This is a genomic window from Streptomyces venezuelae (assembly GCF_008642375.1).
Lineage (GTDB): Bacteria > Actinomycetota > Actinomycetes > Streptomycetales > Streptomycetaceae > Streptomyces > Streptomyces venezuelae_G.
This window is the reverse complement of the sequence record NZ_CP029194.1, coordinates 4095345-4114990: the sequence shown is the minus strand read 5'-3', so window position 1 is coordinate 4114990 and position 19646 is coordinate 4095345. Positions and strand designations below refer to the sequence as shown.

General features: G+C 73.8%; 17 protein-coding genes, 1 tRNA gene and 1 riboswitch. Of the genes, 13 read left to right on the top strand and 5 right to left on the bottom strand.

Going from position 1 to position 19646, the window contains the following annotated elements; translation table 11 throughout:
- Positions 1 to 58: 58 nt before the first annotated feature.
- Positions 59 to 520 (bottom strand): pyridoxamine 5'-phosphate oxidase family protein, encoded by a 462-nt coding sequence (locus tag DEJ46_RS18700; protein ID WP_150267935.1) that lies wholly within the window; start codon positions 518 to 520, stop codon positions 59 to 61.
- Between the two features lie 9 nt (positions 521 to 529).
- Positions 530 to 889 (bottom strand): VOC family protein, encoded by a 360-nt coding sequence (locus DEJ46_RS18695; RefSeq protein WP_150267933.1) that lies wholly within the window; start codon positions 887 to 889, stop codon positions 530 to 532.
- 208 nt (positions 890 to 1097) lie between these two features.
- On the opposite strand from DEJ46_RS18695, the gene DEJ46_RS18690 reads away from it, so the two are divergent.
- The 4 genes from DEJ46_RS18690 (at position 1098) to DEJ46_RS18675 (ending at position 7576) form a co-directional block, all read left to right on the top strand.
- Positions 1098 to 3998 (top strand): ATP-binding protein, encoded by a 2901-nt coding sequence (locus DEJ46_RS18690; RefSeq protein ID WP_150267931.1) that lies wholly within the window; start codon positions 1098 to 1100, stop codon positions 3996 to 3998.
- A gap of 119 nt (positions 3999 to 4117) precedes the next feature.
- Positions 4118 to 5509 carry a diacylglycerol/lipid kinase family protein gene (locus DEJ46_RS18685; protein ID WP_150267929.1) on the top strand — a complete coding sequence of 464 codons (1392 nt, stop codon included), beginning with the start codon at positions 4118 to 4120 and terminating at the stop codon, positions 5507 to 5509.
- A gap of 37 nt (positions 5510 to 5546) precedes the next feature.
- Positions 5547 to 6131, top strand: a complete 585-nt coding sequence (locus DEJ46_RS18680) for a phosphatase PAP2 family protein (protein ID WP_411757828.1) — start codon at positions 5547 to 5549, stop codon at positions 6129 to 6131.
- 284 nt (positions 6132 to 6415) lie between these two features.
- Complete coding sequence (locus DEJ46_RS18675; RefSeq protein ID WP_150267926.1) at positions 6416 to 7576, top strand: PD40 domain-containing protein; 1161 nt, start codon at positions 6416 to 6418, stop codon at positions 7574 to 7576.
- 108 nt (positions 7577 to 7684) lie between these two features.
- Here the strand turns inward: DEJ46_RS18675 and sigJ are convergent, their stop codons facing one another.
- On the bottom strand, positions 7685 to 8602 hold the full coding sequence (gene sigJ / locus DEJ46_RS18670) for an RNA polymerase sigma factor SigJ (protein ID WP_223835478.1): 918 nt from the start codon (positions 8600 to 8602) through the stop codon (positions 7685 to 7687).
- A 271-nt stretch (positions 8603 to 8873) separates the two neighbouring features.
- Here sigJ and DEJ46_RS18665 point away from each other — a divergent pair, with 271 nt between their 5' ends.
- From DEJ46_RS18665 to DEJ46_RS18625, 9 genes are all read left to right on the top strand, one after another.
- Entirely contained in the window at positions 8874 to 9368 is a 495-nt protein-coding gene (locus tag DEJ46_RS18665) for a rhodanese-like domain-containing protein (protein ID WP_189508567.1), read from the top strand.
- A gap of 51 nt (positions 9369 to 9419) precedes the next feature.
- Positions 9420 to 9493, top strand: a tRNA-Met gene (locus DEJ46_RS18660).
- Positions 9494 to 9617: 124 nt separating this feature from the next.
- Positions 9618 to 10358, top strand: coding sequence for a MerR family transcriptional regulator (locus tag DEJ46_RS18655; protein WP_150267924.1), 741 nt, complete (start codon positions 9618 to 9620; stop codon positions 10356 to 10358).
- Positions 10359 to 10478: 120 nt separating this feature from the next.
- Positions 10479 to 10844, top strand: coding sequence for a hypothetical protein (locus tag DEJ46_RS18650; RefSeq protein WP_150267922.1), 366 nt, complete (start codon positions 10479 to 10481; stop codon positions 10842 to 10844).
- A 67-nt stretch (positions 10845 to 10911) separates the two neighbouring features.
- Positions 10912 to 11943: a PLP-dependent cysteine synthase family protein gene (locus DEJ46_RS18645; protein ID WP_150267920.1), complete on the top strand. Its 1032-nt coding sequence runs from the start codon at positions 10912 to 10914 to the stop codon at positions 11941 to 11943.
- The gene (locus tag DEJ46_RS18640; protein ID WP_150267918.1) at positions 11940 to 13202 is read left to right on the top strand and encodes an MFS transporter; all 1263 of its coding nucleotides are present in this window, start codon (positions 11940 to 11942) and stop codon (positions 13200 to 13202) included. The genes DEJ46_RS18645 and DEJ46_RS18640 overlap by 4 nt, the downstream gene beginning before the upstream one ends.
- Positions 13203 to 13354: 152 nt before the next feature.
- A complete protein-coding gene (locus DEJ46_RS18635) occupies positions 13355 to 14608 on the top strand; it encodes a PP2C family protein-serine/threonine phosphatase (protein ID WP_150267916.1) in 1254 nt (417 codons plus the stop codon).
- 201 nt (positions 14609 to 14809) lie between these two features.
- A riboswitch (cyclic di-AMP (ydaO/yuaA leader) is annotated at positions 14810 to 14954 on the top strand.
- An 11-nt stretch (positions 14955 to 14965) separates the two neighbouring features.
- The gene (locus DEJ46_RS18630) at positions 14966 to 16159 is read left to right on the top strand and encodes a M23 family metallopeptidase (protein ID WP_150267914.1); all 1194 of its coding nucleotides are present in this window, start codon (positions 14966 to 14968) and stop codon (positions 16157 to 16159) included.
- Between the two features lie 54 nt (positions 16160 to 16213).
- On the top strand, positions 16214 to 17161 hold the full coding sequence (locus DEJ46_RS18625; protein ID WP_150267912.1) for an aldo/keto reductase: 948 nt from the start codon (positions 16214 to 16216) through the stop codon (positions 17159 to 17161).
- On the opposite strand, the gene DEJ46_RS18620 is transcribed toward DEJ46_RS18625, so the two are convergent.
- Together DEJ46_RS18620 and trmB are read right to left on the bottom strand one after the other, a co-directional pair.
- Positions 17158 to 18465 (bottom strand): PrsW family intramembrane metalloprotease, encoded by a 1308-nt coding sequence (locus DEJ46_RS18620; RefSeq protein WP_223834767.1) that lies wholly within the window; start codon positions 18463 to 18465, stop codon positions 17158 to 17160. The genes DEJ46_RS18625 and DEJ46_RS18620 overlap by 4 nt on opposite strands.
- Before the next feature lie 128 nt (positions 18466 to 18593).
- Positions 18594 to 19313, bottom strand: coding sequence for a tRNA (guanosine(46)-N7)-methyltransferase TrmB (trmB, locus tag DEJ46_RS18615; RefSeq protein ID WP_223834765.1), 720 nt, complete (start codon positions 19311 to 19313; stop codon positions 18594 to 18596).
- Positions 19314 to 19646 lie beyond the last annotated feature (333 nt).

Sequence of the window (19646 nt, the reverse complement as noted above, 5' to 3'; positions counted from 1 at the left end):
CCGCGGGGCACCGGGGTGAGGTGTCCCGCGGGGCGGTGTGTCCTGCGATACCGGGGCGTCAGATCACCGGGCGTCCGGCGCGCAGGAGTTCGCGGCCCTGGAGTTCGTTGGCCTCGCGCCAGGCCTGTATGCGGTGCGGGGTGATGCGGAACCAGCGGTACGAGTTCGGCTCGGCGCGCGGGTCGAAGCCGGTGCGTTCGGCGAAGCGGTCACCCCGTTCCCGCGGCAGCGCGTCGATCTCCAGGACCTCGACCGTGCCGTCGATCATCGACACGTCTCGGGTGAGGCCGAGGCCCAGGCGGACGCGCCGGGTGGCGGCCATGTTCCGGCCGGTCGGGCTGTTCGCCGGGGTGGAGACGAGCACGGCCTCGCCGTCCCAGTCGAAGGAGAGCGGTACAAGGTACGGGACGCCGTCCGGTGAGGCGGTGGCCACCCAGACGTCGACGTCGTGGGCGAGCCGCTGCTCGGTGTCGTGGCGGCGCTGGGCGCGGGAGCGGGGCGCGGCGGCGGTGGTGGTCATCGGCCGGGCTCAGCTGTCCTGGATGAGGCCGAGGTGGTTGCCGTCGAGGTCGACGACCGTGGCGACGAGTCGGCCGCCGCCGACGTCCTGCGGCGCGTCCTTCACGGTGGCGCCCGCGGCGGTCATCTCGGCGATCTTCGCCTCGATGTCCGGCACGTGCCAGTAGGCGAGCGAGGAGGTCAGGCCCTGCGGGCCGCCGCCAGGCAGCAGCCCGATGTGCTGGCCCTCGGCCTCGAAGGCGACGTAGTAGGGCTGGTCGATCTGCGGTTCGACGCCGAGGAGGGCGGCGTACACGGCCTTGGCCTTGGCGAGGTCGGAGACGGGGTGCAGCACGGTCTTGATGCCCTGGGTGGTGGTCGTACCGGTCATGGTGGTCGCTCCTGTGGGTCGTGTCGTTCGGTGTCGTTCGTTGTGGTTCCACTCTCCGCCAGCGGGCCGGAGTCCGCCTCCGTGGTGACCACGGAACGCACCACGGAACGCACCACGGAGTGCGGCACGGAGTCCGGTACGGAGTCCCGCACGGATCGGACTGCGGACGGACCCCGCAAGTCGCCGCGCACCGGCCGATAATGAGCCGGTGTCGACTCCAGCGATCTCGTCCCGGGAAGCCGAGGTGCTCGCGCTCCTCGGGGAACACCTCAGCAACGCGGAGATCTCCGCGCGGTTGTTCATCTCCGTGCGGACCGTCGAGTCGCACGTCTCCTCGCTGCTCCGCAAGCTGGCGGTGCCGGACCGGCGGGCGCTGTCCCGGCGCGCGGCCGAGGCGGCGCCCGTCGACGCGCCGGCGTCCGTCGGCATGCCGGTGCCCGTCCTGCCCGCCCCGCTGACGGCGTTCGTCGGCCGGGTGCGGGAGCGCGGGGAACTGATGGAGGCGCTGAAGGCGTACCGCCAGGTCACCGCGGTCGGACCGGGCGGTGTCGGGAAGACCCGGCTCGCGCTGGCCGTCGCCGCGGAGCTGGCCGGCGACTTCGCCGACGGGGTGTGGTTCGTCGACCTGGCCCCGGTCACCGATCCGGGCCGGGTGGGCGCGGCCGTCGCGGAGGCCGTCGGGGTGGGCGAGCAGCCCGGGCGCGGGGTCGACGAGTCGGTGTTCGCCGCGCTGGCGGACCGTCAGGCACTGCTGGTCTGGGACAACTGCGAGCAGATACGCGACGGGGTCGCGCCCTTCCTGGAGCGGCTGCTCGCGGCCTGCCCGCGCGTACGGGTGCTCGTGACGAGCCGGGCCCGGCTGATGGTGCCGTTCGAGCGGGTCTTCCCCGTGCCGCCGCTGTCGCGGGCCGGGGGCGGGGAGTCGGAGGCCGTGGCGCTGTTCCTGGAGCGGGCGGCGGCGGTCGGTCTGCCGTCGCCGGATCCGGCGGTACGGGACACGGTCGTGGCCCTCTGCGAGCGGCTCGACGGCATGGCCCTGGCCATCGAACTGGCGGCGGCGCGCTGGCCCACGCTCGGCCTCGACGGGCTCGTGGCCGGGCTCTCCGACCAGTTGAGGATCCTGGCCGGCGGGCCGCGCGCCGCGGACCGGCACCGGTCGGTGCGGGCGGTCCTCGACTGGAGCCACGACCTGCTGGAACCGGCGGACCGGGCCCTGCTGCGCCGGGTGTCGGTCTTCGTGCTGCCCTTCACCGCCGGGGCGGCGGCGGAGGTCGCGGGCTTTGAACCGCTGGAGCCCGGCGAGGTCGCCGACGGCCTCGGCCGGCTGGCCGAGCAGAGCCTGCTCACCGTGACGCCGTCCGCCGCCGGCACCCGCTACCAGGCGCTGGAGACCATCCGGCAGTACGGCGCCGAACGGCTCACCGAGGCCGACGAGTCGGCAGTCGTCCGTACGCGTCACACGGCGTGGTGCCTGGCCGGGGCGACGGGGCTCCTGGACACCGGGGGCGCGGACTGGCGCGCCCGTTTCGACGCCGTGGCCGAGGACCTCAGGGCCGCCCTCGCCTGGGCCGCCGAGCGGCCGGAGCTGCGCGCGGAGGCCCACCGGCTCGCCCTGGCCCTGGCGGAGTCGGCCTTCACCCGCAACCTGCTGGGCGAGGCGCAGGAGCGGTACGAGCAGGCCGCCGTGCTGGCCGGTGCGGATGCCGAGGCCGCGGAGTCCTTGCGGCTCGCCGCCGCGGTGGCCGGGTGCCGCCGGCTGGGCGACGACATGTTCCGCCTGCACCGGGCCGCCGCGGAGGCCGCCCGCCGCGCCGGCGACCTTCCCGGAACGGCCCACGACCTGGCGACCGCCGCCACGGTCGCGTACCGCTTCTCCAGCGAGTTCGCCCGAGTCCCGGCACCGGAGGAGGCGAAGGCCCTCCTCGCGGAGGCCGGGGAGCTGTCGGGGACGGGTGACACCGCTTCCGCCGTCCTCCCCGACACCGCTCCCCCCGCTGCCGCGCTCCCTGATGCCGCCACCCCCGCCGTCGCCGCCGTCGCGCTCGCCGAGGCCGCCGTCGTCGCCGATGCGTTCGGTGCCGTCCAGGGGGAGACGGACAACACCGTGGAGGAGACGATCGCCCTGGCCGAGCGGGCCGTCGCGCTCGCCCGGCTCGCGGGCGACCCCGTGGCGGAGTCCGCCGCTCTCGACGCGCTCTCCGGAGCCCGGAGCTGGGCCGGTGACACCTTCGCCGCCGCAGCCGCGGCGCGCCGCCGGATCGACCTGCTCGCTCCCCTGCCGCCGGCCCCCGCCAGTACCCACGAACTCCTCGACGCCCTCGCCATGGCCTCAGGCACCGCCCTCGGTGCGGGGCGGCTGGCGGAGGCCCGCCGGTGGGGCGGGGAGCTCGCCGGGCATCCGATCCTCGCCGAGGTGGGCCACCACGCCACGTCCTGGCTCCTGGTCGCCGACGCGTTCGCCGGCCGGGTCGACGAGGTGCTCACCGGCAGCGGGCGGTTCCTCGACGCCTGGGAGCGCAGCGGCCGTCAGCAGTCGTTCTCGCTCGGCCCCGCCGCCGCCTCGGTCGCCATGGTGCACGGCCTGCGCGGCGACCTCGCCGCCCGGGCGGAGTGGCTCGCGATCGTCGACCGCGCGGGCACCTCGGAGGAGTACCGCCACGGCTACGGCGCGATCCTCGACGCCCTGGTCCTGCTCCACGACGGGGACGCCGCCGGGGCCCTCGACCGGGTCGCGCCGGAGCCGGAGCAGGTCTGGAAGTGGGTCACCTGGATCTGGCTGCACTGGTACGTGGCCCTCAGGGCCGAGGCCTCCGTGCTCGCGGGGCACCCGGACGCCCGGGCCCGGACGGCCGCCGCCCGGACCGTCGTCACCGGCAACCCCGTCGCCACCGCCCAGCTGGACCGGGCGGAGGCGCTGCTCGACGGCGGCGACCCGCAGCGGCTCCTCGCCGCGGCGCGGGCGTTCGACGCGGCCGGCGGCCGCTACCAGGCGGCCCGCACCCTGCTCCTCGCCGGTGGCGAGCACGCCGCCGCAGGGAGGGCCGCCCTCGCCGGACTGGGCCTGAGCACGGGCCCGGGCAACCTTCCGGGTCCCGGCCCGCGTCCGTGAGGGCGTACACCCCTGACAGATCGAAGATCTTTTTCCTCCGAACGGGCCGTGCCGGGGCGCAGGGTGAGGGACCGTGGGGGAATGTGGATCCGGAGCAGGGCGGTACGGAGGTGGGGCCGGTGACGGCGAGCGGTTGGGGTGATCCGGGGGAGGCGGCCCGGCGACTGGCCCGTTGTGCGCTGGCGGCGGCGGCCGCCGCGATCGTGGCGCTCCTGACCGCGCTGACGGGCGGGCTGCTGATCCTGCTGGCGGGGCTCGTGGGGTTCGCCGCCGCGGCCATGGGCGTCTGGTGGTTCCTCGCCCACCGCGGGCTGCCGCGCGTGGCCGGCGCGGTGGTCGCCGTCGGCGCGCCGATCGGCGTCCTCGTCCTCTTCGTCGTCGGCGGTGTCTGGGGCAACGCGCTGGTGGCCCTCGCGCTCTGGGGCGTGGCGCTCGGCTGCGCGCGGACGGCGCTGCGCCGCCCCGACCGGGAGTGGGAAGCGGTGATGCGGGGCACCCCCGCCGCCCGTCCCCGGCAGCCCGTCCTGATCATGAACCCGAAGTCCGGGGGCGGGAAGGTCGGCCGCTTCGGGCTCGTGGCCCGCGCGGAGGCCCTGGGCGCCCGGGTCGTGCTGCTCGACCCGTCCGTGCAGTCCGATGTCACCGCGCTCGCCCGGAAGGCCGTGGCCGACGGCGCGGACCTCCTCGGGGTGGCCGGCGGCGACGGCACCCAGGCGCTGGTCGCCGCGGTGGCGGCCGAGCACGACCTGCCGTTCCTCGTCGTCTCGGCGGGCACCCGCAACCACTTCGCCATGGACCTCGGCCTCGACCGCACCGACCCGGCGAACTGCCTGAAGGCGCTGACCGACGGCGAGGAGCTCCGGGTCGACCTCGGCTCGGTCGACGGGCGCCCCTTCGTCAACACCGTCTCCTTCGGGGTGTACGCGGACGTCGTCCAGCGCCCCGAGTACCGCGACGCGAAGGCCGAGACCGCGGTCGAGGTCCTGCCCGACCTGCTCCAGGGCGGTGAGGGCCCGCGCCTCGACGCGATCGTCGACACCGTCCGGCTCCCGGCGCAGCAGGCGCTCCTCGTCAGCAACAACGCCTACTCCGCGCCCGACCCCTTCGGCGTCTACTCCGCCCACCGGCCGCGCCTCGACCGGGGCGAGCTCGGGGTGATCGGCATCCGGGTGGACGGCGCCGCGCAGGCCGCCGAGCTGGCCGTCCGGGGAACCCAGGCGGCCGGCCTGAACGTTCTGACGGCTCGTAGGGTCGAAATCGTGGGGAACCCGGGAAGCTCCCGCGGCACCGCCGCCTCCGGCACCATCTCGGTCGCCGTGGACGGCGAGGCCCTGACCCTGCCCACCCCGGTGGTGTGCACGCTCCGCCCCGCCGCGCTGCGGGTCCTCGTGCCCCGCGACCGGCCGGGGATCGTGCCTCCCCTGCCGCCGCTCGACTGGCGGCGGATCACCAAGCTCGCCTTCGACACCCCCCGTACCTCCCCTACCTCACGTACCCCCTATACCTCTTGACCCCCTGAACCTTCCGAAGGAGCGGCGCATGACGGACATGACAGCGGAGACGGTGGGACCCGAGACCATCCGGGCGGTCCTGCGCGACGTCCGGGCCGTCGACGGCGCCGTGTACGCGGCCGTCGCCGCCACGCCCACGCCCACGCTCGACACGGCGCTGCGCCGCCTCTCCACCGCGGCGAACCACTCCAAGCTCTCGTTCGCCGTCGCCGCCGCGCTCGCCCTCGTCCCCGGCCGCCCCCGCCGAGCGGCGATCGCGGGCGCCGGGGCGATCGCTGTGGCCTCGGCGACGGCCAATCTGCTGGGCAAGCGGCTCGTCCGCAGGCAGCGGCCGGACCGGGAGGCGGCCCGGGTGGCCGTGAGCCGGCACGTTCCGATGCCCGACTCGGCCTCGTTCCCGTCCGGGCACACCGCGTCGGCGGTCGCCTTCGCCGCCGCCGTGGGATCGGTGCTGCCCGGCGCCGGTGTGCCCCTCGGGGCGCTGGCGGGGGCCGTGGGCTACTCCCGGGTGCACACCGGGGTGCACTACCCGGGGGACGTCGCCGCGGGCGCGGTGCTCGGCGTCGCGAGCGCCGCGGTCTCCCTGGTGGCCGTGAGCTGGGTGACCGCCAGGGAGAAGTGAGAGCGGCGGCGGCCCGGTTCGTGCGTCAGGCCCCCGGCCGCGGGCTCGCCCCGGCCGCAGGCTCGCCCCGGCCCCGGGCTCGCCCCGGGCCCAGGCTCGACCCCGGCCCCGGGCCCGCCCCCGGCCTCCGAGGGCACCGGATTCGGTAGCGCCGATCCGCCTGTTTTAATGATCGTCTGCTTCAGCTTGTTGATAACACACTGTCAACGGCGGTGGGTGTTCCCCGAGTTCGACTGTGAGGCCGGGTCCGACCCGGCGCCGCGATCTGCACGGGGGTTTCTGACATGGGACGACGTATCGCCAGGGCCGGACTCGCGGCGAGTGCCGCGCTGCTGCTCGCCGCCTGCGGCGGAGGCACGGACCCGGCCACGATCGGAAGTTCCGGTTCCGGCGGCGGCGGGGGCGGGAAGGGTGAGGCCGGGGGCGGCGACGTCAAGACGGCGTCGCTGGCGCAGCCGAACACCGTCACCCTCTCCTTCTGTCACAAGATCGAGTATGGCGGCGGAGGGTGGGACTACGCGCTGACCGTGGAGTCACTCTCCCTCAAGGACGGCTCGATCGTGGCCACGCGCAGCACCGTCCTGCCGAACGGCGTGGAGCCGGCGCGTGGCTGCCCCACCAGCGAGAGCGGGGGTCCGCAGCACCAGGTCGCCCTCGCCTTCAACAAGGACTACACGCTCGTCGCCGGCATGAAGGGCATGTCGCGGGCCGGCGCCTGGGACGTCGCCACCGGCAAGGAGGTCGGCGCCCCCGACCCGGACGCCTTCAGCAAGCGCCCGAAGAACCGGGGGGTGGCCTTCCACCCGGTCACCGGCCGGCTCTGGTACGACATGGGGGAGCACGACTTCCAGTCCAGCGACGACGTCGCCTCCCGCGACCCGAAGGCGGGCCTGGCGTCCGAGGAGAGGGTCGCCTACGAGAAGCTCGGCGATCTGATGAAGCAGGACGGGCCCACCGCGACGACCGTGCTGGCCACCGATGACGGCGACTACGTGGCCGCCCCGGACGGGGGGATCGTGGCCGGGGGCACGATGAACGGCATGTGGCTCGCACGCGTCGCGGCCGAGGGCCGCGTCGGCGCGGGCGACTTCCTGGAATCGATCGGGACGGCGGGCCTCGACGCCCCGGAGCTCGGCTGCCAGCCGGTCTTCTGGCGGGACGCCACCACCCTGGTCTGTGACGAGTTCCGGCAGATCACCTTCTCGGCCGACTACAAGAAGGTCGTGAAGACCGAGGAGCTGATCCCGGCGAACGACCGCTCCAACTCGGACCCGGTCCTCGCCCCGGACGGCAAGAGCTTCGCGTTCCTCTCCGAGGGCGAGAACGGCAAGACGGGACTGTTCCGCGCCGACTTCGTCCCCGGCGGCGAGCCGGTGAAGATCGCCGACGTGGAGGAGCCCGCCGACGCGCCGCGCCACATGACGTTCCTGCTGCGCTGGAACTGACGGTCGGGCAGTTCGCGTGAACGCCCGAGCCGCGGGCCCGGATCCGGGCCCGCGGCTCGGGAGCCGCCGCTGAAGCGGTTGTTCTTTCGGCGAGAACCACCGGAACTCTCAGAACGTCGCGCGGGCCAGGTCCTCGTCCGAGAGGCCGAGCGTGGCGAGCCGCTCCGGGTCCGCCAGGATCTCGAGGCCGACGATCCGGTCCCCGGAGATCGTGAACGACATGAGCACGGTCGGGCGGCCGTCCACGACCGCGACGAAGGCGGGCGCGCCGTTGGCCAGGACCGGCAGCGACGCCTGCTTGAACTTGGCGTACATGAGCGCCTGCGAGATGACGGCCTCGGCGCCCCGCACCACCTTGGAGGCGGCCGCGAGGATCCTGCCGCCGTCCGCCCGCAGCACCACGTCGGGGTCGAGGACCGCGAGCAGGCCCTCGAAGTCGCCGCCGTTCGCGGCGGCGAGGAAGGCGTCGGCGATCTCCCGCCGGCGCCGGGCGTCCGGGCCCGGGGCGGGGGTGGCGTCCTGGACCCGGCGGCGGGCCCGGCTGGCGAGCTGGCGGGTCGCGGCCGGGGTGCGGTCCACGATCCGCGCGATCTCGTCGAAGGAGACGGCGAACATGTCGTGCAGGACGAAGGCGAGCCGCTCGGCCGGCGACAGCGTCTCCAGGACGACGAGGAGCGCGAGGCCGACGGACTCGGTGAGCTCCGCCGTGTGCTCGGGGTTCGTGGCGTCCAGGACGGTGACGACCGGGTCGGGGACGAAGTACTCCAGCGGGTCCTCGCGGCGCGAGCCGCGGGAGCGCAGCATGTCGAGGCAGACGCGGCCGACGACCGTGGTCAGCCAGCCGCTGAGGTTCTCCACCGCGCTGACGTCGGCGCGGCTGAGCTTGAACCAGGCCTCCTGGACGGCGTCCTCCGCCTCGCTCAGCGAGCCGAGCATCCGGTAGGCCACGGCCCGCAGGTGCCCGCGGTCGGCCTCGAACCGCCGGGCCAGCTCCTCCTTGGAGCGGCCGCGCCCGCCGTCGGTCAGTCCGCTGCGGTTCTGCCCGCCGTCGTTCGGCCCGTCGTGGTTCAGCTCGCCGTTCACGCGTCGATCTCCCCCTTCGCCTCCGTCATGCCTTCATGACGGATGGAACCCTGCCGATGTGACACGAACTGCGGCGGCCGAGCGGGCCCGAACGGTCTTGTCACGTGAGATCCCCGCCGCCCTGTGGCGAACGCCCGGGATTCCCCGGCCGTGGCCCCCGAGCGCCGTGGATCCGCACTTCAGCACGATGATCTTCGTCCGTAGATTGATCACCATGACGACGACAACGACGCAGGTCAACCCCGTGCTCCGCACCCCGCCGGCCTCTCCCGCCGCTGCTGCCGCCTACTTCTCCGCCAGCCTCGCCTTCCACGCCGACGTCTCCGACGTGGCCTCCGCGCTGGCCACCGCGACCGCCGAGGGCACGGACCCGGGCTTCGTCGTGATCGACTCGCGCTCCACCGCCTCCTGGGACCAGGGCCACGTCCCCGGCGCGCTCCACCTGCCGACCGCGCTCATCCCCGAGCAGGCCGAGCAGCTGCTCGACAAGTCCGTGCCGGTCGTCACGTACTGCTGGGGCCCCGGCTGCAACGGCGCCACGCGCGCCGCGCTGGCCCTCGCCGAGCTGGGCTTCCAGGTGAAGGAGATGCTCGGCGGCTTCGAGTACTGGGTGCGCGAGGGCTTCGCCTACGAGACCTGGGAAGGGCCCGCGGAGAAGGCCGCGGACCCGCTCACGGCGCCGGTGGACTCCGACGACTGCGGCTGCTGAGAAACCGATTTCACGATTGCGCCGGTCATGACGTAGAGTCGTGTTTACCGACGCGGGGTGGAGCAGCTCGGTAGCTCGCTGGGCTCATAACCCAGAGGTCGCAGGTTCAAATCCTGTCCCCGCTACTCAGTAGCAACGAAGGCCCGGATCCGATTTCGATCGGATCCGGGCCTTCGTCGTTTCCCCCGCGCCCGCGGCCGCGCAGGTCGGCTTGACCTTGACGCGACGTCAAGATTTAGCGTTGTCGGCATGGAGTGGTCGATCCAGGAGATCGCCAAGAAGGCCGGCACCACCAGCCGCACCCTCCGCCACTACGGCGAGCGGGGCCTGCTGGAGCCGAGCCGGATCGGCGCGAACGGTTACCGGTACTACGACCAGGCGGCGCTCGTGCGTCTGCAGCGCATCCTGCTGCTGCGCGAGCTGGGGCTCTCACTGCCCGCGATCGCCGAGGTCCTGAAAGGACAGCGCGACCCGTCCGCCGCGCTGCGCACCCATCTGCTCCTCCTGGAGCAGGAGCGGGAGCGCATCGGCCGGCAGATCGAGGCCGTCCGCACCACTCTCCACAAGACCGAGAAGGGAGAAGAGCTCATGGCAGAGGAAGTCTTCGACGGCTTCGACCACACGCGGTACGAGCAGGAGGTCACCGAGCGCTGGGGCCGCGCGGCGTACGAGCAGGGCGACCGCTGGTGGCGCTCGCTCGACGCCGAGGGGAAGAAGGCGTTCCTGGACGAGCAGACCGGCATCGCCCGCGACTTCGCGCAGGCGGTACGGGACGGGCTGACGGCCGGCAGCGACGAGGTGCAGGCGATCGCGCGGCGCCAGATCGCATGGCTGTCGGCCACCACGACCCCGACCAGGGAGTACGTGATCGGACTCGGCCGCATGTACGTCGACGACCCGCGCTTCACCGCGAACTACGACAAGCACGGCGAGGGGACCGCGGTCCTCGTCCGGGACGCGATGGCCGTCTACGCGGAGCGGAACCTGTAACCACCGCGCCGGAAGTGCTCGGAAGTAGTCGGAAGTAAACGGTGGCCAAAACCGCGCCCGTCGCTTTGCCGGGGCGCGAAATCCCACCGTAGTCTCACGCGCACCATGAGTGACGAGTGTGTGAGTGACGTGCGAAGGCGGGCGCCCGCCGTCCTCGTCCTGCTCGCGCTCCTCGCCCTCCTGATGAGCGTCTGCCACGGAGGGAACGGGCACGCCCTGCCCTCCTCCGGCGCCGTGACCGTCTCCGCCCCCGCCCTGCCGCACGGCTGCGAGGGGTCCGAGGAGGTGTGGTCCTTCGACGCCCACCTGCCCGCGCAGACCACCGCCCCGCAGTTCGCCGCGCCCGATGCCGGCGCGGCCGTGACCCCGTCCTCGTACCCGGCGGACCTCCGTACCGACCCCCGCGCGCGCTGCGTCCGGGGCAGGGCGGGACCCGGCCCCGAGCCGGGCCGTCTGCTGATCGCCCTCGGAGTGGACCGGAACTGAGCCGGGTCCCGCACTCACCCGCGTGACCAGGTTCCTTTCGGCGTACCACCTCAAGGACGTAGACACCATGAACAGTCGCCTGTTCGGCAACACCCTGCCCATCGCCGTACAGACCGTCGGCAACACCCCCGTCCTCTGGACGGACGACGGCTACTGGGCCAAGCTCGAAGGCTTCAACTTCGGCGGCATCAAGGACCGCGCCGCCCTCTACATGGTCGAGCAGGCCCGCCGCCGCGGTGAGCTGCGGCCCGGCGCGCCGATCGTCGAGTCGTCCTCCGGGACGCTCGGCCTCGGGCTCGCCCTCGCGGGTGTCCTCCACGGCCACCCCGTGCACGTCGTCACCGACCCCGGCCTCGAACCGATCGTCGAGCGGATGCTCGTCGCCCACGGCGCCCGGGTCCACGTCGCCGCCGAGCCCAGCCCGCAGGGCGGCTGGCAGCAGGCCAGGATGGACCTGGTCGCCGACCTGCTCCTGCGGCTCGACGGGGCCTGGTGGCCCAACCAGTACGGGAACCCCGACAACTGCGACGCCTACACCGGCCTCGCCGCCGAGCTGTCCGAGCAGCTCGACCGCATCGACGTCCTCGTCTGCGCGGTCGGCACCGGTGGCCACTCGGCCGGGATCTCCCGCGCGCTGCGCGCCACCGGCAGCCCCGCCCTGGAGCTGGTCGGCGTGGACTCGGTCGGCTCCACGGTCTTCGGCCTCCCCGCCGGGGACCGGCTGATGCGCGGCCTCGGCTCCTCCATCCACCCGGCCAACGTGGATCACGGGGCCTTCGACGAGGTGCACTGGGTGGCTCCCGCCGAGGCGGTACGGGCGGCCCGGCGGCTGGCCTCGCGTCAGTTCGCCACCGGTGGCTGGAGCGTGGGCGCGGTCGCGCTCGTCGCCGGCTGGCTGGCCCGGACCCGGCCGCGCGGGACACGGATCGCGGCCGTCTTCCCCGACGGGCCGCAGCGGTACTTCGACACCGTCTTCAACGACGAGTTCTGCGCGGCGCACGGCCTCCTCGACGGGCCGGTGCGGGAGGACCCGGTCGCGTACGAGGCGGACACGCCCGTCGACGGCTGGACCCGCCGGGTCCTGGAGCGGGCCAAGTGACCACGACGGCGCCTCCCCGCGGGGGCATCTGGAAGCAGAGCCGCACCTTCGACCCGGCCGTCCGGCTGCTCTTCCTCAACCAGCTCACCATCAACCTCGGCTTCTACATGCTGATGCCGTTCCTGGCCGCGCACCTCGCGGACGGGCTCGGCATGGCCGCCTGGGCGGTCGGCCTCGTCCTCGGCGCCCGGAACCTCTCCCAGCAGGGCATGTTCCTGGTCGGCGGGGCGCTCGCCGACCGGCTCGGTTTCAAGCCGCTCATCGTGGCGGGCTGCGCGCTGCGGACGGTCGGCTTCGGGGCGCTCGCCTTCGCGCAGTCGCTGCCGATGCTGATCGCCGCCTCGCTCGCGACCGGGCTCGCGGGGGCGCTGTTCAACCCCGCGGTCCGGGCCTGCCTCGCGGCGGAGGCCGGAGAGGAGCGGCGGGTGCAGGCCTTCGCGCTGTTCAACGCCTACTACCAGGCCGGCATCCTGCTCGGGCCGCTCGTCGGGGTGGCGCTCACCGGGGTGTCGTTCCGGCTGACGTGCACGGTGGCGGCGGTCCTGTTCGCCGGTCTGACCCTCGTACAGCTCCGGCATCTGCCCGTCAGGGGCGGGGACGCCCTCTCGGCGGGGAAGGACGGGCGGGGGCAGTTCCGCACGGTCCTCTCGCACCGCACGTTCTGGCTCTTCTCGCTCGCCATGACCGGCTCGTACGTGCTGTCCTTCCAGGTCTATCTGGCGCTGCCGCTCGCGGCGGAGGGCACGGGGCTCACGACGGCGCTGTTCGTCGTCTCGGCGCTCGTCGCGCTCGCCGGGCAGCTGCGGATCACGGCCTGGTGCCGGCGCCGCCTCGACCGTGAGCGGTGCCTGGTCCTCGGGCTCGCGCTGATGGGCGGTGCCTTCCTGGTCCCGGCGGCCCTGGGCCGGGGCGTGGCGGGGCTGCTGCTGTGCGCGGCGGTCCTGGCCGTGGCGAACGCCGTGCTCTACCCGTACGAGATGGACACCGTCGTCGCCCTGTCCCGGGGGCGCTGGGTGGCCACCCACTACGGGCTCTACAACACGGTCTGCGGGATCGGGATCACCGTGGGGAACCTGGCGACGGGCGCGCTGCTCGACGTCACCGGGTGGTCGGCGGTGCCGTGGCTGGCGCTGTGCGCGGTGGGCCTGGTGTGCGCGGGGGCGGTGGCCCTCCTCGCCCGCGGGGGCCGCCTCGCGGAGCCGACGGCACGGGAGGCGGAGACCCCGGAGGCGGAGACCCCGGAGGCAGCCGCTCCTTAGGGCCTGTCCGGCGGCGGGGACGGTCGCCCTCCGGGCCCGGCCCGGTACGCCAGTCGGCCCCGTGGGGGTCGCCGCCGGGTGCGGCGGCGGCCACCCTGGGAGGCGCGGTACGGAACACCGTGGCCGGTACGGACCGGGGCAGGAGAGCACAGGTGGGGCACCCCCAGGAGCGGCGGCGGGCGGACGGCGGGCGGCGGCGTGGCGACGGCCGCACCGCGTACGGCCGTCCGGCGTACGGCGGCGCCCGGCGGTTCATCCGGGCGCTGCCCCCGCTGGTCATCGTGGGCGGGGTCGCCTACGACGTGGCGACACCGCCCGCGTACACGGCGGCGCCGCTCTTCTCCGCCGCCCCGCTGATCGCCGCGCCCTTCTTCTCCACACCGACCACCCTGCTCACCGGGATCGCCGCCGTCCTCGCCTCGGTCGGGCTGCACGTCTACAACGGCACCGTCGACCAGATCCCGGCCCTCACGGAGACGCTGACCGTCGTCACCGTGTCCGCGCTCGCCCTCCTCGTCAACCGGGTCGTGCGGCGCAGCGGCGAGCGGCTGGCCTCCGCCCGGGTCATCGCGGAGACCGCGCAGAAGGCGGTGCTGCCGACGCCCGTCGAGCGCATCGGCGGGCTGCAGTGCGCGGCCCGCTACGAGGCGGCGCAGGCGGACGCGTTCATCGGCGGCGACCTCTTCGCCGTCCAGGACACCCCGCACGGGGTGCGGCTCGTGGTCGGGGACGTACGGGGCAAGGGGATGGAGGCGGTCGAGGCCGTCGCCGTCGTGATCGGGGCGTTCCGGGAGGCGGCCGAGCAGGAGCGGAGCCTGGAGGGGGTGGCGCAGCGGCTGGAGCGGGCGCTGGCCCGGGAGGGGACCCGCAGGCACGGGCTGGACGCCTTCGAGGGGTTCACGACGGCCGTCCTGGCAGAGATCCCGCGCGCCGACGGGGCGGGGGAGAGGAGCGTACGGATCGTCAACCGCGGGCATCCGCCGCCGCTGTTGCTGTACGCGGACGGGGGTCTCGACGTGCTGGATCCGGCGGAGCCGGCGCTGCCGCTCGGGATGGGCGAGCTGGCGGCGTGGCCGGACCGGGCCGAGGAGCGGCCCTACCCGCCGGGCGCGACGCTGCTCTTCTACACGGACGGCCTCTCGGAGGCGCGGGACGCGGAGGGCGTCTTCTACGACCCGGCGTCCCGCCTCGCCGGGCGGATCTTCCCGGGACCCGAGGAGCTGCTCGACGCGCTCGTCGACGACGTACGCCTCCACACGGGCGGCGGGTCGACGGACGACATGGCGCTGCTCGCGCTGAGCAGGCCCGCGGCGGGGCAGCCGGAGAGGCGCCGGACGATGCCGGTGGTGCCGCCGGTGCCATCGGTGCCGCCGGCGCCGCCGGACCGGCCCGGTCACCAGGCGTAGTCGAAGGGTGTCGCTGCGATAACAATTGACATAACGTCAGATCGCGAGGGTTTGGCCTCTCCTTGCTGAAGGGGGGTCAACTCGGGCGATTCCCCACCAATTCAATGAATGATCACTGGGAACAGCTTGGAATCGGGCCCCCCTGTCTATTAACGTTCGATAACGCAGCGCGGTCGTCACAACCGTCGCAAGAGACGGCACCGTGCGCACGCGCCGAATCCTGAAAAGGAACCGGGGAACCACCACTTGGGGTGAATCAGGCCCTCGCACCCGTGCGACGAGCCCGTAGGAGACCTTCCTGCTCCGAACCCGTCAGCTAACCCGGTAGGCGAGAAGGAAGGAAAGGAGCGCGCCTCCGTGGCGTCCAACACTCCCGCACCCGAAGCCCCCTTCGATGCCTTCGGTGGCCGTGCGGGTCCCGCCGCTCCGGACACCGAGTGGAACCCCACCGAGGGATCCCTCCGCGCCGAGAGCCGCTCCGGCGGCCGGCACCGGGTCGTCAAGCAGCGCTCCAACTTCGCCCGCTCCTCCACCGTCCTCGGCGTCGGCGTCATCGCGGCCGTCGGTGCGGGCGGCCTCGCCACCGCGCAGGAGAAGCCCCCGGTCGCGATATCGCTCCCCGACCTCCCGAACCTCCCCGACCTGAACCTCCCGGCCGCCGAGGACCTCCCCGGCGTCGGCGAGCTCTTCGCCGACGACGAGGCCGACGAGGCCGACCGGCAGATCCGGGACACCATCGAGGCGACCGGCGGCAACCCGAACCCGCTCACCGCCGCCACGTACGTCACCCCGGCCGGGGAGAAGGCGGACGCCACCGCCCGGACCACCCAGGCCTCCTTCACCACGCAGACCGGGACCGCCGAGGCGGCCCCGAACCGCGCCGTCGACGCCGGCGAGATCCTGCGCGCCCGCATCCTCCAGCAGGCCGAGCAGCAGCAGGCCTCGGCCGACGCCGCCGAGAAGCTCGCCGCCGAGAAGGCCGCGGCGGAGAAGGCCGCGGCCGAGGCCGCCGCGGCGGAGAAGGCGGCCGCCGAGGCGAAGGCCAAGGCCGAAGCGGAGGCCAAGGCCAAGGCGGAGGCGGAAGCCAAGGCGGAGGCCGAGCGGATCGCCGCCGAGAAGGCGGAGGCCGAGCGCCTCGCCCGGCTCGCCGCGAGCTACTCGATGCCGCTCTCCTCGTACAGCGTCAGCGCGACCTACATGCAGTCCGGCTCGATGTGGTCCTCCGGTTACCACACCGGCCTCGACTTCGCGGCCCCCACGGGCACTCCGCTCAAGGCGGTCCACAGCGGCACGATCAAGTCGGCGGGCTGGTCCGGCTCGTACGGCTACCGGGTCGTCCTGGAGCTGGAGGACGGCACCGAGGTCTGGTACGCCCACCTCTCCTCCATGACGGTCGGCGCCGGCCAGACCGTGACCACCGGCGAGACCATCGGCCGCGTCGGCGCCACCGGCAACGTCACCGGCGCCCACCTCCACATGGAGGTCCACACCGCGGGCGGCGACGGCCTCGACCCGGCCGCCTGGCTCCGTTCCAAGGGCCTGTCGATCTGACGCTCCCGCGTCCCGCACGGAATAGCCCCGGTGGCGCGGAAGGTTGATCACCCCATGACGACCCTCCGCCCGCTGGGCGCTTCCGACCTCCACGTCTTCCCGCTCGCCCTGGGCGGCAACGTCTTCGGCTGGACCGCCGACGAGGCCGAGTCCTTCGCCGTCCTCGACGCCTACGTCGCCGCCGGCGGCAACTTCGTCGACACCGCCGACATGTACTCCTCCTGGGCCGAGGGCCACGAGGGCGGCGAGTCCGAGACGGTCATCGGCCGCTGGCTCGCCTCCCGGGGCCGGCGCGACGACCTCGTCATCGCCACCAAGGTCGGCGCCCACCCCCGCTACAAGGGGCTCGCCGCCACCACCGTCAAGGCGGCCGTCGAGGAGTCGCTGCGCCGCCTCGGCACCGACCACATCGACCTCTACTACACGCACTTCGACGACGAGACCGTCCCCGTCGAGGAGATCGTCACCGCCCTCGACCAGCTCGTGAAGGACGGCAAGGTGCGGGCCGTCGCCGCCTCCAACATCTCCCCGGAGCGGCTGCGCGCCTCCCTCGACTTCGCCGAGGCGGAGGGCCTCGCCCGGTACGTCGCGCTCCAGCCGCACTACAACCTGGTCTCGCGCGAGACGTACGAGGGCCCGCTCCAGGAGACCGTCGAGCGGGCCGGCCTCTCCGCCGTCCCCTACTTCGGCCTCGCCTCCGGCTTCCTCACCGGCAAGTACCGCCCGGGAACGGCCGTCGACAGCGTCCGCGCCTCCGGGGCCTCCGCACACCTCGACACCGACCGGGGCCGGGCCGTGCTCTCCGCGCTCGACGCGGTCGCCGAGGCCCACGAGGCCGAGGTCGCCACCGTCGCCCTCGCCTGGCTGGCCGCGCAGCCCACGGTCGCCGCGCCGATCGCCTCGGCCCGCACGGTCGACCAGCTCCCGGCCCTCGTCGCGTCGGCGGACCTCACGCTCACGGAGGCGGACCTGAAGCTCCTGAAGGAAGCCTCGTCTTCTTAGCTTCGATAGGGGTTGTAGCCGCCGTAGTCCAGGTACTGCGGCGGCGCCCACACCCGGCCGGTGGCCCGTGCGGCGTACGTGAGCGCGGGGGAGGCGACCGCCCGGCGCTGCCAGAGGTGGTGCAGGAGCTCCTGCTCGCGGGCCGGGAAGTCGGGTCCGGCGGTGCCGCGCCGGGCCCGGTCCCTGAGGAACGCGAGGGTCGTCGCGAAGGACTCGTACTCGCCGACCGCCTGCGCCGCCGGAGGGCCGTAGGTCCGGGCGGCGAAGGAGCGGGCCAGCTGGCGGGCGCGCATCGAGGAGAGGGCGAGCGGCTCGGCGGGGGAGAGCCAGCCGGCCGCCGCGTACGCCGGGAGCTCGCCGGATATCGTGCGCAGCTCGCGCTGCCGGCTCCACACCGCGAGCCAGGTCAGCAGGCCGAAGGCGGGGACCATGAAGCACGCGTACACGAGATAGAAGGCCCAGGGGCCGCCGAAGGTGGCCGAGCCGTTCCAGGCGGCGTGCATGCCCATGGCGAGCAGCAGCCCGGCGAGCGGCAGCAGCACGCGGCGCAGCCGCTTGCCGCGCGGCGCGAGGGCGGCGAAGCCGAAGCCGATGCCGGTGAGCACGGTGAACAGCGGATGCGCGAACGGCGACATCACGATCCGTACGAAGAAGGTCGCGGCGGTCACGGAGCCGATGCCGGTGGAGCCGAACTCCTGGTCCTCGCCGAAGGCATTGCCGAGATAGAGGATGTTCTCGGTGAAGGCGAAGCCGGTCGCGGTGAACCCGGCGGCGACGACCCCGTCGACGAGCCCGCCGAAGTGCCGCCGGCGGAAGAGGAAGAGGATCATGATCGCGGCGGCCTTCGCGGTCTCCTCGACGACCGGTGCGATCACCGTGGCGCCGAGGGTGTCGGCCGAGTCCGGGTCGGCGGTGGCCGTCGCGATCCAGCGGACCGCGAAGGAGTTCGCGAGGATCGCGACGAGCGCGGCGGCGAAGGCGCCCCACGCGAAGGCGAAGAGCAGGTTCTTCCAGGGGCCGGGCTCGACCCGGTCGAGCCAGCGGAACGCGGCCATGAGCAGCGGTACGGGAAGCACCGCGAGGCCCAGGCCGACGAGGAAGCCCTGGGTGCCGGTCTGCTCGCGGACCAGCGCCAGGATGACCAGGGCGCAGAGCGCGAGCAGCGTGATCACGGCGACGGCCCGGAACAGCCGACTGCGCCAGAAGGCGCGGCGGGGCCGGTAGCGCCACTGGGACCGGTCGGCGGCGACCGGAAAGACGGGGTCGTCGGTGTCGAGACGAGGAACGGGAGCGGCAGACCCCACTCCCGCTCCCCCCTCGACTTCGCCGCGGACTTCGCCTCGTACATCACCTTCGGCGGGGACGGAATTCGACACGTGATCGACCCTAACGACCGCCACCGACACAGGGCCAAGGAGTGACGAACTCCCTGTCACTTCCTCCGGAAGAGGAGGTCGTGCACGACGTGTCCCTTGTCCAGGCCCTGACCCTCGAAGCGGGTGACGGGCCGGAAGTCCGGGCGGGGCGCGAAGCCGCCGTCGGCACGGGTGTTCTCGAAGTCGGGATGCGCGGAGAGCACCTCCAGCATCTGCTCGGCGTACGACTCCCAGTCGGTGGCGCAGTGCAGCACGCCGCCGGGCTTGAGCCGGGTCGCGAGGAGGCTGAGGAACTCGGGCTGGATCAGGCGCCGCTTGTGGTGGCGGGCCTTGGGCCAGGGGTCGGGGAAGTACACCCGGCAGCCGTCGAGGGAGTCGGTGGCGAGCATCTCGCGGAGCAGGATGATCGCGTCGCCGTTGGCGACCCGGACGTTGGTGAGCCCGTTGCGGTCGGCGAGGCCGAGCAGATTGCCCTGCCCGGGCGTGTGCACGTCCACGGCGAGGATGCCGGTCCCGGGGTCGGCGGCGGCCATCTGCGCGGTCGCCTCGCCCATCCCGAAGCCGATCTCCAGGACGACCGGGAGCCCGTCGAACATCTCGCCGAGATCGAGGACCCGCTTGCCGTCGATGTCGAGACCCCAGTCGGGCCACCGCTTGAGCATGGCCTCGGCCTGCCCGTAGGTGACACGGCTGCGCCGCGGCTGGAAACTCCGGATCCGCCGCTCGTGATGAGCCCCGGCGGGATCGGGCAGGGGCCCCTCACCGGGGGCGAACATCCGACTGCCCCGCCGAGCGACAGGCTGGACGGGTTCGGCGGCGGAACGGGAACTGTTCTCTGGCTGCTCAGACACAATGCCCCGATTCTACGATCGCTCCACCCCGACCCGAGTCACGAGCACCCGATCCTGAGGCGACAGAGCGACCCCGAGGCCCGGGACGACTGGCCGAGCGCGAGCCGCCCGGAGCCGCCGACCCTCGGGGTTCGGGTGCCTGGTCCGGCGGGCGGCTCGTGCTGACGGCGCGGAGATGCCGTGCTCGGGGGTTCGGGCGCCCGGTCCGCCGGGGCTGCTCGTGCCGGCGGCGCGGAGCTGCCGTCCTAGGGGTCCGGG

What these genes read in the sequence shown, in the direction of transcription:
- DEJ46_RS18655 (WP_150267924.1), top strand. Translation starts at nt 9,618, where the DNA reads ATGGAGTGGTCGATCCAGGAGATCGCCAAGAAGGCCGGCACCACCAGC.
- DEJ46_RS18645 (WP_150267920.1), top strand. Translation starts at nt 10,912, where the DNA reads ATGAACAGTCGCCTGTTCGGCAACACCCTGCCCATCGCCGTACAGACC.
- DEJ46_RS18675 (WP_150267926.1), top strand. Translation starts at nt 6,416, where the DNA reads ATGGGACGACGTATCGCCAGGGCCGGACTCGCGGCGAGTGCCGCGCTG.
- DEJ46_RS18680 (WP_411757828.1), top strand. Translation starts at nt 5,547, where the DNA reads ATGACAGCGGAGACGGTGGGACCCGAGACCATCCGGGCGGTCCTGCGC.
- DEJ46_RS18700 (WP_150267935.1), bottom strand. Translation starts at nt 520, where the DNA reads ATGACCACCACCGCCGCCGCGCCCCGCTCCCGCGCCCAGCGCCGCCAC.
- trmB (WP_223834765.1), bottom strand. Translation starts at nt 19,313, where the DNA reads ATGTTCGCCCCCGGTGAGGGGCCCCTGCCCGATCCCGCCGGGGCTCAT.
- DEJ46_RS18625 (WP_150267912.1), top strand. Translation starts at nt 16,214, where the DNA reads ATGACGACCCTCCGCCCGCTGGGCGCTTCCGACCTCCACGTCTTCCCG.
- DEJ46_RS18695 (WP_150267933.1), bottom strand. Translation starts at nt 889, where the DNA reads ATGACCGGTACGACCACCACCCAGGGCATCAAGACCGTGCTGCACCCC.
- DEJ46_RS18665 (WP_189508567.1), top strand. Translation starts at nt 8,874, where the DNA reads ATGACGACGACAACGACGCAGGTCAACCCCGTGCTCCGCACCCCGCCG.